The 15,890-nt window shown below is 72.4% G+C and carries 9 protein-coding genes; 6 read left to right on the top strand and 3 right to left on the bottom strand.

Annotated features, from left to right (window positions below; all coding sequences use genetic code 11):
• Nucleotides 1-61: 61 nt before the first annotated feature.
• The gene (locus tag ACZ3I4_RS36595) at nucleotides 62-1,267 is read left to right on the top strand and encodes a saccharopine dehydrogenase family protein (protein WP_465386680.1); all 1,206 of its coding nucleotides are present in this window, start codon (nucleotides 62-64) and stop codon (nucleotides 1,265-1,267) included.
• 160 nt (nucleotides 1,268-1,427) lie between these two features.
• Here ACZ3I4_RS36595 and ACZ3I4_RS36590 read toward each other — a convergent pair whose 3' ends face one another.
• On the bottom strand, nucleotides 1,428-2,858 hold the full coding sequence (locus ACZ3I4_RS36590) for a gamma-aminobutyraldehyde dehydrogenase (protein ID WP_465386679.1): 1,431 nt from the start codon (nucleotides 2,856-2,858) through the stop codon (nucleotides 1,428-1,430).
• Nucleotides 2,859-2,989: 131 nt separating this feature from the next.
• On the opposite strand from ACZ3I4_RS36590, the gene ACZ3I4_RS36585 reads away from it, so the two are divergent.
• Nucleotides 2,990-5,476, top strand: coding sequence for an ATP-binding protein (locus tag ACZ3I4_RS36585; protein WP_465386678.1), 2,487 nt, complete (start codon nucleotides 2,990-2,992; stop codon nucleotides 5,474-5,476).
• 110 nt (nucleotides 5,477-5,586) lie between these two features.
• Nucleotides 5,587-6,126 carry a hypothetical protein gene (locus tag ACZ3I4_RS36580; protein ID WP_465386677.1) on the top strand — a complete coding sequence of 180 codons (540 nt, stop codon included), beginning with the start codon at nucleotides 5,587-5,589 and terminating at the stop codon, nucleotides 6,124-6,126.
• Here ACZ3I4_RS36580 and ACZ3I4_RS36575 read toward each other — a convergent pair.
• The gene (locus ACZ3I4_RS36575) at nucleotides 6,123-6,992 is read right to left on the bottom strand and encodes an LLM class F420-dependent oxidoreductase (RefSeq protein WP_465386676.1); all 870 of its coding nucleotides are present in this window, start codon (nucleotides 6,990-6,992) and stop codon (nucleotides 6,123-6,125) included. The genes ACZ3I4_RS36580 and ACZ3I4_RS36575 overlap by 4 nt on opposite strands.
• 87 nt (nucleotides 6,993-7,079) lie before the next feature.
• Between ACZ3I4_RS36575 and ACZ3I4_RS36570 the strand changes: the two genes are divergently transcribed.
• The 3 genes from ACZ3I4_RS36570 (at nucleotide 7,080) to ACZ3I4_RS36560 (ending at nucleotide 14,810) form a co-directional block, all read left to right on the top strand.
• Nucleotides 7,080-10,022 carry an FtsX-like permease family protein gene (locus tag ACZ3I4_RS36570; RefSeq protein ID WP_465386675.1) on the top strand — a complete coding sequence of 981 codons (2,943 nt, stop codon included), beginning with the start codon at nucleotides 7,080-7,082 and terminating at the stop codon, nucleotides 10,020-10,022.
• Complete coding sequence (locus ACZ3I4_RS36565; protein ID WP_465386674.1) at nucleotides 10,019-13,045, top strand: FtsX-like permease family protein; 3,027 nt, start codon at nucleotides 10,019-10,021, stop codon at nucleotides 13,043-13,045. The genes ACZ3I4_RS36570 and ACZ3I4_RS36565 overlap by 4 nt, the downstream gene beginning before the upstream one ends.
• 169 nt (nucleotides 13,046-13,214) lie before the next feature.
• On the top strand, nucleotides 13,215-14,810 hold the full coding sequence (locus ACZ3I4_RS36560; RefSeq protein ID WP_465386673.1) for a PfkB family carbohydrate kinase: 1,596 nt from the start codon (nucleotides 13,215-13,217) through the stop codon (nucleotides 14,808-14,810).
• Here ACZ3I4_RS36560 and ACZ3I4_RS36555 read toward each other — a convergent pair.
• Complete coding sequence (locus tag ACZ3I4_RS36555; protein ID WP_465386672.1) at nucleotides 14,773-15,807, bottom strand: Mom family adenine methylcarbamoylation protein; 1,035 nt, start codon at nucleotides 15,805-15,807, stop codon at nucleotides 14,773-14,775. The two genes, ACZ3I4_RS36560 and ACZ3I4_RS36555, sit on opposite strands and share 38 nt — an antisense overlap.
• Nucleotides 15,808-15,890 lie beyond the last annotated feature (83 nt).

Raw genomic sequence — 15,890 nt, 5'->3', positions numbered from 1 at the left:
GGCTCTTGGGGCACGGTTTCAGTGATCGAAGGTCCGAAATCCCCGAAAGGTACGGTCTCTCATGCGCATCCTCGCCGTCGGAGCGGGCGGTGTTGGATCGGCCGCCGCGCTGATCGCGGCCCGCCGCGACTTCTTCGACCTGTTCGTCGTGGCCGACTACGACCTCGGCCGCGCCACCACCGCCGCCCAGCGCACCGGCGACGCCCGCTTCGTCCCGGCCAAGATTGACGCGTCCAGCGCCGAGGCGGTGTCCGCGCTGTGCCGCGAGCACGACATCACGCACGTCTTCAACGCCGTCGACCCCCGCTTCGTCATGCCGGTGTTCGACGGGGCCGCGGCCGCCGGCGCGCACTACCTCGACATGGCGATGTCGCTTTCCCACCCCCACCCCGTTTCCCCGTACGAGGAAACCGGTGTGAAACTGGGCGACGAGCAGTTCGCGGCGGCCTCGCAGTGGGAGGCCGACGGGCGGCTGGCGCTGGTCGGCATCGGCGTCGAACCGGGGCTGTCGGACATCTTCGCCAAGTACGCGGCCGAGCACCTGTTCTCCTCGATCGACGAGATCGGCGTACGGGACGGGGCGAATCTGGTTGTCGAGGGTTACGACTTCGCGCCGTCGTTCTCGGTGTGGACGACCATCGAGGAGTGCCTCAACCCGCCGGTCGTCTATGAGCGCGGGCGCGGCTGGTACACGACCGAGCCGTTCGCCGAGCCCGAGGTGTTCGACTTTCCCGGCGGGATCGGGCCGGTGGAGTGCGTGCACGTCGAGCACGAGGAGGTGCTGCTGATCCCGCGCTGGGTCGACGCCGGCAAGGTCACCTTCAAGTACGGGCTGGGCACCGAGTTCATCGACGTGCTCAAGACGCTGCGCAAGCTCGGTCTGGACCGGACGGAGCCGGTGCGGGTCAAGGGGGCCGAGGTGTCCCCGCGGGACGTGGTCGCGGCCGTGCTGCCCGATCCGGCCACACTGGGCGACCGGATGACCGGCAAGACCTGCGCCGGCACGTGGGTGAAGGGTCTCGGCCGGGACGGCAACCCGCGCGAGGTGTACCTGTATCACCTGGTCGACAACGAGTGGTCGATGCGCGAGTACGGCGCCCAGGCCGTCGTCTGGCAGACCGCCGTCAACCCGGTCGTGGCCCTCGAACTGCTCGCCGCCGGCATCTGGACCGGCGCGGGCGTCCTCGGCCCCGAGGCCTTCGACCCGGTCCCGTTCCTCGACAAGCTGACCGAATACGGCAGCCCCTGGGAGCTGCAGGAACGCTGACACCCGCGGGTTTTGCGCTTGTGAGCGGCCAGAACCGGCGATTGCCGCCGGTGAGGAGGCACTCGATTTTCCGACGGCAGCGGGGTTTGCTGGCGGCGGGAAATCGCGTGCCTCCTCACCGGTTACAAGGCAATCGCCACGCGACGCGGAGCGACGCCATCTACACAGCGTGCATGACGTGCTTCAAGCGGGTGTAGTCCTCCAGGCCGTACACGGAAAGGTCCTTGCCGTGGCCGGAGTGCTTGAAACCGCCGTGCGGCATCTCGGCGACCAGCGGGATGTGGCAGTTGACCCACACGCAGCCGAAGTCGAGCCGCTGCGTCATCCGCATCGCGCGGGCGTGGTCGCGGGTCCACACCGAGGAGGCCAGGCCGTATTCGACGCCGTTGGCCCAGGCGACCGCCTCGTCCTCGTCGGTGAACTGCTGGACGGTGATGACCGGGCCGAAGATCTCGTCCTGGATCGCCTCGTCGGTCTGCTTGAGACCGGAAACCACCGTCGGCGCGTAGTAGTAGCCGCGGTCGCCGACCCGGACACCGCCCGCGTTCAGCGCCGCGTGGTCGGGCAGCCGGTCGACGAACCCGGACACCCGCTCGAACTGGCGGCTGTTGTTCAGCGGCCCGAACAGCACGTCCTCGTCGTCGGCGGCGCCCGTCTTGGTCGCCTTGGCCTGCTCGGCCAGCGCGTCCACGAAGTCGGAGTAGACCCGCGGGGAGGCCAGCACCCGGGTGGCGGCGGTGCAGTCCTGGCCGGCGTTGAAGTAGCCGCCCACGGCGATCGCCTCGGCCGCGGCCGCGATGTCGGCGTCGTCGAAGACCACGACCGGGGCCTTGCCGCCCAGCTCGAGGTGGGTGCGCTTGAGGTCGGCCGAGGCGGCCTCGGCGACCTCCATGCCCGCGCGGACCGAGCCGGTGATCGACACCATCTGCGGCGTCTTGTGGGTGACCAGCGCCCGGCCGGTGTCGCGGTCGCCGACCACGACGTTGAGCACGCCCGGCGGCAGGAACTCGGCGGCGATCTCGGCCAGCATGACCGTGGTGACCGGGGTGGTGTCGGACGGCTTGAGCACGACCGTGTTGCCGGCCGCGATCGCCGGCGCGAGCTTCCAGACGGCCATCATCAGCGGGTAGTTCCACGGCGTGACCTGCGCGCACACGCCGATCGGCTCGCGCCGCACGTAGCTTTCGAAACCGGCCATGTACTGACCGGCGGACCGGCCCTCGAGCAGCCGGGCGGCGCCCGCGAAGAACCGGATCTGGTCGACGGCCGGGGGCAGTTCCTCGCTGGCGGTCAGGCCCAGCGGCTTGCCCGTGTTCTGCGATTCCGCCCGGACCAGCTCGCCCGCGCGGGACTCGATCGCGTCGGCGAACTTGAGCAGCGCCTGCTGGCGCTCGCTGGGCGTGGTGTTCCGCCACTTCTCAAACGCGGACGAGGCGGCCTCCATCGCCTTGTCGACGTCGGGCCGGCCGGACACCGGGGCGGACGCGAACACCTCGCCGGTCGCCGGGTCGATCAGGTCCTCGTAGCGGCCTTCGGCGGGCGCGGCCGACTCGCCGCCGATGAAGTTGTGCAGCACGGTCTTGGCGGTCACACGGTCTCCAGACGCAGGATCTCCACTGTTTGGCCGCCATCCTTCCACTGATTCCGTAGCAGACAAGAGGTGCGGGTGATGACTTCCGTATTACGCCTCAGCCCCGCGGGCGCCCGGCCGAAGCGGAGAGAGTGGGGCCGACAGCGGGCACGACCGATGCGGACGGCCGGCTGACCGACGCCGCCCGCCTGCAACGCGTGCGCGGCACCGGGATGCTGAACGGGTCGTCCTGTCCGTCGCTGGACCGGCTGGCCCGCACGGCCGCCCATCAGCTGCGCGCCGCCCAGGCGCTCGTGTCGCTGGTCGGCGCGGACCGGCGGCACGTGGCCGGGCACTCCGGCACGCCACCCGACCGCACGTTTTGCATGATCGTGGTCGACACCAACGCCCCGCTCCTGATCACCGACGTCCGCACCGACGACCGGATGGCCGGGCATCCGGGGCTCGCGGACGGCGTCATCGCGTACGCGGGCTTCCCGATCCGCAGTCCCGACGGCTACCCGATCGGCGCCTTCGGCGTGCAGGACGACCGGCCGCGGGACTGGGAACCGCGCGAACTGCTGCTCATCGAGGACCTGGCGGCGGCGGCCGAGACCGAGATCGCGCTGCGGTCCGGCCATCGCGAGCTGGCCCTGACCGCGGACCGGCTGCGCGGCATGCTCGACACCGCCCCCGACGCGCATGTCTCGATCGACGCCTACGGCATGGTGACCGGCTGGAACGCCGCCGCCGAGCGACTGTTCGGCTATCCCGCGCCGGACGCGCTGGGCCGCCCGGTCGCCGATCTGATCATCCCGGAGCGGTTCGTGGCCGCGCACTCGGCGGGGCTGGCCCGGCTGCACATCGGCGGGCTCTCCACGCTCGTGGGCCGGCGCGTCGAGCTGGTGGCGCGCAACCGTGACGGCGCCGAGTTCCCGGTCGAGATGAGCGTGCTGCAGGCCGCGAGCGGGTTCCACGCGTTCCTGCACGACATCACCGACCGGCAGGCCGAGCGCCGCCAGCTCGAGCACGAGCGGGCGTTCCTGCAGGCCCTGCTGGACAGCCTGGACACCGGGGTCGGCGCGTGCGACGAGGACGGCCGGCTGACGCTGTTCAACCAGGCGATGCGCGACATCCACGGCTGCGGGGTACGCGAGGACCTGCCCGCCGCCGACTGGTCCCGCGCCTACGACATGTACGCGGCCGACGGCTGTACGCCGCTCGCCGCCGAGGAGATCCCGCTGGTGAAGGCGTACGCCGGTCAGCGGGTGGACGGCGCCGAGCTGGTGATCGCGCGCGACGGCGAACCGGCCCGCCGCTTCCACGCGAACGCGCGCCCGCTGGAGACCCCGGACGGCCGCCGCCTGGGCGCGGTGGTGGCGATGCACGACATCACCGAGCAGCGCCGCGCCGAGATGTTCCGCGAGCTGCGGCTGTCGGTGGCCCGTGGGCTGGCCGACTCGCACAGCGCGGGGGAGGCGGCCGATCGTACGGTGGCCGCGGTGGGCGCCGGGCTGGACTGGGCGATCGGCGAGTTCTGGCAGGTCGACGAGCTGTCCGACACGATCGTGCGGGTCGGCAACTGGGCCGCGCCGGGCCACGGCGTCGTCGACCGGCCGCCGCTCGTGCGCCGCGGAGTCGGCATCGCCGGGCACGTCTGGGACGGCGGCGCCGAGCTGTGGATCCCCGAGGTGCTGGACGACCCCCGTACGGTGCTCAAAGCGGCCCAGGTGCGGGCGGCCGGCCTGCACAGCGCGATCGGCGTGCCGGTGCGCTCGGACGACAAGATCCTCGGGGTGCTGCTGTTCCTCACGGCCGTGCCGATGGAACCCGACCCGGAGATCCTCGACCTGCTCGACGGCGTGTGCGCGCACCTCGGCCGGCACATGGAGCGGCGCCGGGCCGAGGAGCTGGCGCTGAGCCTGGCCGCGACCCAGGCCCGGCTGGTGGCCAGCCGCGAGGAGATGGTCGGCGTGGTCAGCCACGAGCTGCGCAACCCGCTCGGGGCGATCCGCAGCTACAGCGAGACCCTGCTCGACGATCCGCACCTCAGCGACGAGCAGCGCCGCCTGGCCGAGGTGATCGACCGGCGTTCGGCGCACATGCAGCACCTGGTCGACGACCTGCTCGACCTGGCCCGTCTCGAGGCGGGCCGGCTGTACATCGACCCCCAGCCGATCTCGGCCGCCCGGCTGGTGCGCGAGGCGGTGCAGGCCCAGCAGCCGGCCGCCGACGCCAAGGGCCTGACCGTGCGGATCGAGGTGCCGCGCCACCTTCCGGTGCACGCCGATCCCGTACGGCTGCGTCAGGTCCTCGACAACCTGGTGACCAACGCCGTCAAGTACACCCCGGACGGCGGCACCATCTCGGTCTCGGCCCACCTGACGGCCGACGAGGACGGCGACGCGGTGATCGAGGTCGCCGACACCGGCATCGGGGTGCCCGCCGACGAGTACGACCGCCTGTTCGACCGTTTCTTCCGGGCGAGCAACGCCGTCCGCACCGGCACCAAGGGCACCGGTCTGGGCCTGGCCATCACCAAGGCCATCGTGGATGCCCACGGCGGCTCGGTGTCGGCGGCTCCCGTCCCCGCGGGCGGCAGCGTCTTCGCGGTCACCCTGCCGGTCACCGCCGACTGACCTCCGGCCGGCTCCCCGTAGCCCCCTAGCTGCCGGTTTCGCGGCGAACAGGGTCGTCCGGCGGGAATGATCGTTAGGAGTCGGAGAAGGGCACACGAGGGGGTCGGGGAATGCGCGCGCTGGGTCGGGTCGTAGTCGCTGGGGCGGTTGTTGCCGCCGGGATCGCGATGGGCGGGCCCGCGGACGCGGCGGTGACCTACGACCCGGTGACCAAGAAGGGCTACGTGGCCAAGGCCGACCTGCTCAAGGCGTTCGGCTGGACCGACGCGACGCTGACGGCCAAGGCGCCGGGAATCGTGTTCAACCACGACTTCTGGACCGACGACACATATTCGGTGACCTGCGGGAAGCGTACGTTCACGCTGGTGCACCACCGCGAGTACGGCCGGTTCGAGCTGTTCGACGCGGCCTTCAGCGACAAGGGCCGCGGCGCGCAGGGCTACACCGGCAAGCTGGCCGGCTTCTGGCTGACCGGGCCGCGTTTCGGCATCTCGGGCACGACGGTAGGCCCGGCCGCCGGGCAGCCCTGCCCCGACGGCGCCAAGAGCACGGTCACGAAGGCCACGCTCAAGGCGACGTCGAAGGGCTGGGCCCTGCAGGCCGACTCGGGCGAGATCACCCGGCGGCTCCGGACCGGCACGACGCCCTAGCGGAACTGCGGCACCAGCTCCTCGGCCAGGCGCCGCAGCGGGGCGTGGTCGTAGGCGACCCGCGGAATGTAGAACAGGACGTAGTCGGCGCCCGCCTCGGCCACCCGCTCGACCCGGGCGATGGTGTCGGCGGTGGACTCGGTGAGGTCCAGCTCGATCGTCGTCGACTTGGTGATCGACGCGTAGTCGCGGCCCAGCCGGTCGCAGTGCTCGCGCAGCACGCCCAGCTTGTGCCGCACGATCTCGGGGTCGCCGCCGCCCACGTTGCAGCCGTCGGCGTACTGCGCGACCAGCTTCAGCGTCACCTTCTCGCCGCCCCCGCCGAGCCAGAAGTCGGGCTTGCGGCGCGGCTGGTTGATCGGCTGGTCGATCGAGTAGTGCTTGCCGCTGAACACCGGCCGGTCCTCGGTCCACATCTTGTGGATGATCTCGACGGCCTCGCGGAACTCGCCCATCCGCTGGGGCACGTCCTTCCACTCGTAGCCGTACGCCTTCCACTCGTGCTCGTACCAGCCGGCGCCCAGACCCGCGATCAGCCGGCCCTTCGACGCGACGTCGACCGTGGACGCGATCTTGGCGTACAGGCTCGGTTGCCGGTAGCCGTTGCAGCCGACCATCTGTCCGATCCGCACCCGGCTGGTGTCGCGGGCCAGCGTCGACGTCGCCGTCCAGCACTCGAAAACCGTGTTCAACGTGGGCTCGGGAACCGTGTGGAAGTGGTCGTACAGCCAGATCGCATCCCACGGGCCGGCGTCGGCGACCCGGGCCACCTCGGTCATCGCCTCGTACTGCTCGACCGGATCGGCGATCTCGACCAGGTCCATCTTCCAGCCCTGCGGCACGAACACCCCGAAACGTACGCTCATGACCTCAACCTAATCGACGCTTGGCAAACTGCGCCCGCGGGACCAGAGTGTCGGGTGATCACGTTTCACGGGGGAAGCGGGAACACCATGTACTACATAGCTCTGGGCGCCGTCCGCCGGCGTTCCGGGCCGGCCTTGCTGATGGCGCTGCTCGCCGCGCTCCTGGCGACCGGGGCCAGCTGCGCCGCGTGGTACGGGCTCAGCGTGGCCTCGCAGTCGGCCGGGGCCGAGGTGCAGCGCTCGCCGGTGGAGGAGCGCGTCATCCTCGTCCGTCAGCCGGGGGAGAGCACGAGCGATCCGCGCGGCGCCCTCGACGGCTTCGCCTCGACCGTACGCGGAATGCTGCCGGTGCCGTCGGGAAAGCCGGTGCTGGGGGTGATCGCCGACGCGACCTACAACTATCCGGGGCGCAGCGGGGCCTCGACCGGGCTGCCGATCGCCTACCGGGACGGATTCTGCGACCACGTGCGGCTGACCGGCGCGTGCCCGGCCGCCGCGGGGGACGCCGCGATCAGCGCCGACACGGCCCGCCGGCTCAAACTGCGGGCGGGGGACCAGTTCCGGCTGCGCTCGGCCACCTCGTCCATTCCGATGACGTACGAGGTGACCGGCGTCTACGAGCTCGCCGAGCCGGGCAGCGGGTACTGGAGCGACAAGCTGTTCCGCGCGCAGGGCTCCCTGGACCCGATGTTCACCTCGCTCGACACGTTCGGGGATCCGTTGCTGACCCGCCAGACGTACGCGTGGGATCTGGAGGTGCCGTTGCCCCTGCTCCGCGGCGACGGCGCGTACGACCTCAACGGGCTGGTCAACCGCTCGGCCCCGAGCTTCGCGGCCGCGCAGCTCGCGCTGTCGGCCCCGACGGGCAAACTGGTCGACCGGGTTCGCGAGGAGCGCCTGGCCGTGGCCCGGGGCGTGGCCCTCACGCTGGGCCAGCTGGCCGTCCTCGCCTGGTTCGCGATCGCCCTGGCCGGCCGGTACACCGGCCGCGAGCGCCGCGCCGACGCCGCCCTGCTCAAACTGCGCGGCAGCACCTCCCGCGGCATCCTGCGCCTCGCGCTCAGCCAGCATCTGCTGCCGATCGCCGGCGGCGGACTGGCCGGGTGGGTGGCCGGTTTCCTGATCGCCTGGCCGCTGGCCGGCACGCTGCCGGTGACCGTCGAACTGTGGGCGGCGCTGCTGCTGTCGCTCGGCCTGGTCATCGCCTCGCTCGGCCTCGCGCTGCTGGTGCTGCTGGCCGTGGACGCGCTGCAGCAGCGAGCCCCGATCGTGGCGCTGCTGCGGCGGGTCCCGTCGGCCCGGCGCGACTGGCGTTCCGGGGTCGTCGACCTGGCCCTGATCGCTCTGGCGGCCGGGGCGGCCTATCAGGCGCGCTCGGGCGGCCGCGGGCTCGGTCTCGTGGCGGCCCCGCTGGTCGCGCTGGCCGTCGGCCTGCTGCTGGCCCGGGTGCTGCGGCGCACGGCCGACCGGGTGGGTGCGGTGGCGCTGCGCGCGGGCCGGATCCGGCTCGGGCTCACCGCCGTACGGGTGTCCCGTCAGCCCGGCACCGATCGCGTCTTCGCCCTCGTGGTGGTCACCGTCGCGATGATGGCGCTGACCCTCGGCACGTACGCGGCCGGGCGCACCGAACGGGCCGATCGCGCCGACGTCGAGCTGGGCGCGGCCCGGGTGCTCACCGTCTCGGCCACCACCAGAACCGAGCTCCTGTACGCCATCCGCCGCGCCGATCCCCAGGGCCGCTACGCCATGGCCGCCGTGGTCGACACCGGAGGTTCCCCGCCGGTGCTCGCCGTGGACAGCAGCCGGCTCGCCTCCGTGGCCACCTGGCGCCCCGACTACGGCCCGGTGCGCGCGCTGGCCGGCGCGCCCGTCCCGGCGGCCCTGCCCCTGGTCACCGGCGACCGGCTGACCGTGGCCGTCACCAGCCGCCGCACGACCACCACCCTGCTCGGCGCGACCCTGCAGCACGAGGGCACCGGCGAGCCGGTCCGGGTCGAGTTCAAGGGCCTGCGGTCCGGCGCGGGCACGTCCTCGGCCGCGGTGCCGCGCTGCGCCGTCGCGCCCGGCTGCCGGCTGGTCGGCTGGGAGCTGTACACGCCCGAGGGCTCCGACGACGGCTCGGTCACCATCCGCTCGCTGACCCAGCAGAACCCGCCGGCCACCGTGCTCACCACGGCCCAGCTGGCCGACGTGAGGCACTGGCGGGGCGAGTTCAGCACCCCGGCCGTGCGCCTCGCCGCGGGCGACGGCGGCCTGACCCTGCAGACCGTGCCGACCGGCTCGATCAAGGTGGCGGTGGCCGACTCGCCGCTGCCCCAGCCGGTCGTCCTGGCCGGGCCCGTGCCGAGCACCTGGGTCTTCGACGACTCGGCCGTGGGCCGCTTCGGCGATCCGGCCACCCCGGTCCGCGTCGCCGCCACCGCCGGCGTGCTGCCCGTACTCGGCCGCGACGGCCTGCTCACCGACCTCGACGCGGCCCGGCGGGTGGCCGGCGAAAGCGACCAGGGCGGCACCCTGCAGGTGTGGCTCACGGCCGACGCGCCGGCCTCGGTCGTCGACGCCATCGGCCTGCCCGTGCTGGCCGACCGCACCGCCGCCGCCCGCGCCACCGACCTGGCCCGCGACGCCTCGGTCGTGACGACGCCGTTCGGGCTGTTCGGCGCGGCCGTGGCCGCGCTGATCGCGGCCGGTCTGCTCGGCGTGGCCGCCGCGGTCGACCGCGAGCCGCAACTCGAGCACCTGCGGGCGTTGCGGGCCCAGGGCCTGACCCGCCGGGTGGCGCTCGGCACGGCGTACGCGGGGGCGGGCGCGGTCGCCCTGACCGGGCTCCTCGGCGGGCTGGCGGCCGCGCTGGCCGCCCGGCCGATCGCCGCCCTCACCGCCCCGCCGTTCCCGGACGGCTGGCGGGTGATCCCGCCGCCGGGCGCGCTCGCCTGGCCCGCGGTGGCCACCGCGGCCGGGGTGGGCCTGGTCGTGCTGGGCCTGACGGCCTGGCTGTCGGTCCGCCGGCTGCGCCGGGAGCTCTCGTGATCGCCATCGTCCTGGCCATGGTGTGGGCCCGCCGCGGCCAGGCCGTCGTCGTCGCCCTGCTGGCCATGTTCGGCGTGGCCGCCGCGGTGGCCGCCCCGGCCTATCTGCGCGCGGCCGACCGGGCGGTGGCCGCCGGCCAGGTCGGCACCGCGGTCACCGACGAGCTGGCCGTGTCGGTGCGGGCCTATCAGACCGACCAGCGCACGGCCAAGCCCAACGCCCCGCCTTCGGGTCCCGACCTCGAACGCAACGGCTCGGTGCTGCTGGGCATGCCGGGCTTCGACTACGTCTACTCGGTGGAGTTCCCGGCCATCGGCGTCGAGCCGTCCGTCGCCAACGCGACCCGGTTCGTCTATCGCCAGAACGTCTGCCAGCACCTGGTCATGACGGCCGGCCGCTGCCTGATCGGCGAGTCCGATGTGATCCTGCCGGAGGACACCGGCAAACGTCTCGAGTTGGCGCCGGGTGACTCGGTCGAGCTGGGCGCGGCCGTGCGGATCGTGCCGCGCGGGGAGCCGCCGCGCTACGTGCCCAACGGCGAGCCCAAGCGGTTCCTGGTCGCCGGCTTCTATCGGGTGCCCACCCCGCAGGACATCTTCTGGGGCGAGCACGGCTACTTCGAGCCCTCGCCCGGCCTTCCCGCGGGCGCCGGCCGCCCCGCCTTCGTCACCAGCGCCACCCTGCACGCGATGGACCGGGGCGGTGTCGAGGCCGGTCTCGACGCCTATCCGCGGCCGGGCGCCCTCGACGTCGACAACCTTCCCGCCGTACGCGACGGACTGGCCGAGATGGAGACCGGCGCGACCTCGCTGGGCGGCGGCGTCGAGTTGCGCAGCGAACTGCCCGCTCTGCTGGCCCGGATCGACTCCGGTCGCGACGCCGGGCACCGCATCGTGCCCGTCCTGGCCGTCGCCCTGGTCCTGCTCGCCTGCCTGACGATCTTCCTGGCCGTCGGCTACGGCACCGAGGGGCGGCGGCCCGAGCTCGCCGTCGTCGCGCTGCGCGGCGCCCGCTGGGGGCAGCGCTGGTGGCTGGCCACCGGCGAAAACCTCGTCTCCATCCTGGCCGGCGCGATCCTCGGCTGCCTGGCCGGGCAACTGCTCGTCAACGCATTCAGCGCCTACCGGTTCCCCGGCGTCGGGGCCGACCCTGGCCTCGGCTCGCTGCGCTGGGCGCCGGTCGCCGCGGGCGCGGCCGTTCTCACCGCCGTGCTGGCCGAACGCCGCCAGATCGCCACCCCCGTCGCCGAGCTGCTGCGGCGCGCGCCGGCCGTGCCCAACAGCGCCCGGGCCGTCGCGGCCGAGGTCGTCGTCGTGATCCTGGCCGCGATCGCCGTGCTGCAGCTGACCACCGAACTGCGCGGCGTCGGCACCGCCGCGGCCGCCCTGGTGCTGGTGGCCGGTTCGCTCGTCGCCGCCCGGCTGCTGGTGCCCCTGGCCACGGTGCTCGGCCGGCGGGCCCTGCGGCGCGGCCGCCTGGGCGTGGCCCTGGCCGGCTTCCAGGTGTCTCGCCGCCCCGGCGCGGTCTGGCTGTTCGCGCTGCTCACGGCCGCGGTCGCGGTGGTCGGGTACGCGGCCTCGGCGGTCGACGTGGCGGCCCGCGGACGGGCCGACGAGTCGGTGATCGGCACCGGCGCGACGCGGGTGCTCCAGCTCGGCCCCACCGGACGGCAGAACCTGCTGGCCGCGGTGCGGGCCGTGGACCCGTCGGGGTCGTTCGCGATGGCCGCGATGCGGCTGCCGCACGATCCGGGCACGCCCGCCGTGGTGGCGGTCGACACCTCCCGGCTGGCGGCGGTGGCGGCCTGGCCGTCCGGCGGCCCCTCGGCGGCCTCGGTCGCGGCCGCCCTGCGCGGCCCGGGCGCGGCCCCACCGGTCGAGGTGGACGGCGCGAAGGTGGCGCTGGATCTCACGGCCACCGGCTTCCAGCCCGGCAAGGCGGTGGCCCTGAGCATGGTGCTGTCGCCGCGCGAAGGCGGGAACGACGAGATCGTCGAGCTCGGGGTGCTGCGCAACGGCCGGGCGACGTACGGGCAGACGGTTCCGGCCTGTGCGAAGGGCTGCACGCTGAACTCCCTGCGGATCGCCGGCGGCCAGGGCACCCTCGACGTGTCCGGGCAGATCACCGTGCACAAGCTGACCGGGGGAGCACCCGGCGACGGCGTGCCGGGCGACGTGCTGAGCGACCCGGCCGGCTGGCGCACCACCGAGGGCGGCCGGATCGCCGCGGCCGGTTCCGGCGGGCTGTCCATCGAGGTGACGTCGTTGAACGGGCTGCCCTCCGGCATGTTCGTGCAGCCGGCCACGGCCCCCTCTCCGCTGCCCGTCGCCACGTCCGGGATCGGGGCGCTGCCCGCCATCAAGGGCCTGGACGCCCGGCCCGTGCCGGTCGCCGCGGGCCCGTCGCTGCCGGCCGTGCCCGGAGCGGGTTCGCCGGCCGTACTGACCGACCTTGCGTACGCCGACCACCTGGCCACCGACGGCGCGACCAGCAGCAACGGAATGGTGTGGCTGAACTCCCGGGCCCCCGCCGGCATCGCCGCCCAACTGGCCGCCCACGGCCTGCCGATCACCGCCGACGTCCGCGCGTCGCAGGTCCGTGCCCGGCTCGACACCCAGGGCCCGGCGGTCGCGTTGTGGTTCTACGTCATCGTCGCAGTCCTGGCCACGGCCCTGGCCGCGGGCGCCCTGATCCTGGCCGCCTCGGTCGACCGCGACCGCCGCGTCGAGGACCTGTCGGCGTTGCGCGGCCAGGGCCTGACCCGGTCGGCCCTGCGCCAGGCCACGCTGTGGACGTACCCGGTGCTGATCGTCGTGGCCGTGCTGGCCGGCCTGGCCGTCTCGATGCTCGGCTGGTGGCTGACCGGCTGGGCCCTGCCGCTGGCCGGCCTGACCCCGTCCGCCATCCCCCTGGCCGGATGGCCCCGGGCCGTGACGATCGCGGCGACCGTGCTCGCCGCCTTGCTCGTGCTGGCCGGCGTGGCCGTCCTGGCCGGCCGCCGGACCCTCCGCCGGATCCGCTGACCACTTTCCCGTACGCCCCGAGTTCCGCGCGTCCCGAGTTCCGCGCGCCCTGAGTTTCCGCGCGCCTCGAGTTTTCCGCGCGCCCCGAGATCAATTTTGGAATTGTTGCGCCGGCCGGGCGGCAATGCATACTGAACTTTCGCGACCTGTCCGGCCGGCGGAGACGTTCATGACTGTGCAAACGGCGGATCAATTGGTTCTCTGCCACGCGCTGGAAAAGCTGCGAACGCGTGAAGGCCTGCGACCGGCGCGACTGCAGGCGGAAGCCCGCGGCCTGGCCGAGCCGTTACTCAACCTGTCCGCGGTGCGGCGATATTCGGCAATTTCCGGCCTCGACATGGCCAACGCCGCCGTAGCCGTGGTCCGGGAATGCGTACGGGACGGATTGAACGGCACCGACCGGATCGTGGCCGACGTGATCCTCGGGCTGGGCCTTTACCGAGATCACTATCTCCAGCACGGTATGTCGGCGCGGGACGTCGACGGCGTCTATTCGGATCTTCTGAGCCGCCGGAGACGGGCGCTGCTGGCGAATTGGTCGGGCCTGCACGACGCGCTCGAGGCCCAGCCGATCGAGAGACCCAGCGACCGGGCGCTGCGGGGGAGCCTGGAGGGTCTTCTGCTGCGAGAGCTGTCCCGGCAGCTGGTGCTGCGGGAGACACACTCGGTCGGGGCCAGCAACGCCCCGGCCCGGCTGCCGATCGAGGAACCCACCGGTCCGCGGCTCAACGGCCATCATCAGGGCCGGGTCATCGTGATCGGGGCCGCGGTCATGGACGCCACCTTCAAGACCAAATCGATCCCGGCCCGGGAGACCTCGAACGAGGCGTACGCGTTCGTGCTGTCGCCCGGCGGAAAGGGCCTCAACCAGGCGGTCGCGGCGGCCCGCCTCGGCCTCGACGTGTCCTTGCTGGCCGCCGTGGCCGGCGATCGGTTCGGCGACGAGATCCTGGAGTATCTGCGGCGCGAGAACGTCGACACGTCGATGATCAAACGTGTGCCCGAGGCTCAGACCCCGTTCACCGGCATCATCGAGTTCGAGCTGGGCGACAGCATCGCGGTGAACTGGCGCAACGAGCGCGAGCTGCGGGTCGACGCCCGCGACATCGACAACTGCCTGACGAAACTGGGCCGGGCCGATGCCGTCCTGATCACCTTCGAGATTCCCCGCGAGACGGTGGAACGGGCCACCGCCCGCCTCCGGGCCCCCGAATATCACCATGTCACCGTCATCGTCACGCCGGGCCAGCCCTATTCGAACGACGGGATCTCGGGTCAGGCGCTGGCGGAGGCCGACTACCTGGTCGCTCACCCGTGGGAACTCGGCCGGTTCGCGGCGTCCGGCCATGACCAGCTCGACGTCGACGTGGTGGCCCGCCAACTGCTCGCGTACGGGGTGGAGACGCTCTGCGTGCCGCTCGCCGGTGGCTGCACCATCTATTCCGCGACCGAACTCGGCACCTTCACGGTTCCGACTTTTCCCTCGGCCTACAAGGAATCGTCGGCGTCGCGGGATGCGTTCTGTGCCGCGCTCGCGGCCAAACTGATCGACAACGGCAAGGTGTTCTCCGAAGGGGTGGCCCTCTGGGCGACCGCCGCGATGGCCGCCGCGGCCGCCGACTATCCGCTGCAGAATCCCATGCCCGATCGGTGGCGGGTCGACCAGTTGCTCACCCGGTCGCGTTTCCAGGTGGCCCCGCGTCAGAAGTCTCCGGGCGGCCCGGTCGTCAGCGATGAATCAGCGGGCGATCGCTCTCGGCGATGAACTCGGTTTTTCCGCGCACCCGCCAGCAGAAAATGAGCGACTCCTGCAAGGTGGCGCTGCTCTTCTCGAAGGTCTGATCCGGGTGCAGGCCCTGCAGTTCGCCGAGATTGGCCGACCCGAACCGCATGCGTAACTGCCGCGGGCTGATGTACCCGCGGTTGTGATAGAGATACGGCCGGGGGCTCACGGTGAACCAGTGCTGCCAGTTCGCGGCCCGATAGCTCGCGCCGCCGAAGCCGAGATTGCGGTCGACCGCGGTGGTGAGCAGTTCGACGCCTCGCTCGTGCTGCCGGACCCACGCCCGTACGCGGGCCAGCAGGTAGGAAATGGCGTTGTGCGGGGCAACGTCGCACGAATAGACGCGTGACACGTCCCAGACGCGCTCCCGGGGGATCCCGAAGGCCGTCCGTATCCGTCCGCCGACCCGGCGCCACTGCAGCGGCGAGATGCTGCACACGCTGACCGGCAGACCGGCCGGGTCGAGAAGGGCGAAGTAGCGGGATCCCTCGCGCGCGGACCGCAGGTAATGGCAGTTCGCGATGATCGGCGCGCCCTGCTTCTCGGGGATCGGCGCGAACGTGAGCGCCTGGAGGTCACGGTTTCCGTCGGACAGCAGATCGGCGGTCTTGGTGACGTCGGTGACCAGTTGGTCGGCGACCCAGTCGAGTTCGGCGCGGACCATCCCCGCCGGCATCCGGCCGTCCTCGCCGGCGATGCGGGGCAATTGCAGCAGCGTGCGCACCCTGAGCGCCCGTGCGTTGACGCGCTCGCGGTGAGCGGCGGCGGCAACCATCGGGCCCAGCGGGGAGTCGGCTGATGCCTGGCAATCACGCAAGCTCAGATCGGGCTGTTCGGTCGTCGGCGACACCCGGGTAACCCATTTCTCGGCGGGAGGTGAATGTGTCCTGCCAATTGGTGGCCAGTTGTTCGATGTCATTCGTTTACGCGTGGCAAATGGCAAGAAATGCATCGCCACGGCCGCCGGGAAGGCTGCCAAAAGATTACGTTGACGACCTGTTGCCGTCTTGTTAAATGAAATGAAGAAAGGTGGGCCGCTGAGTCGAAAACTCCTCGGCCGAC

It is taken from the genome of Actinoplanes sp. NPDC021490 (genome assembly GCF_055562135.1).
This window is presented reverse-complemented; position numbering and strand designations above follow the sequence as displayed.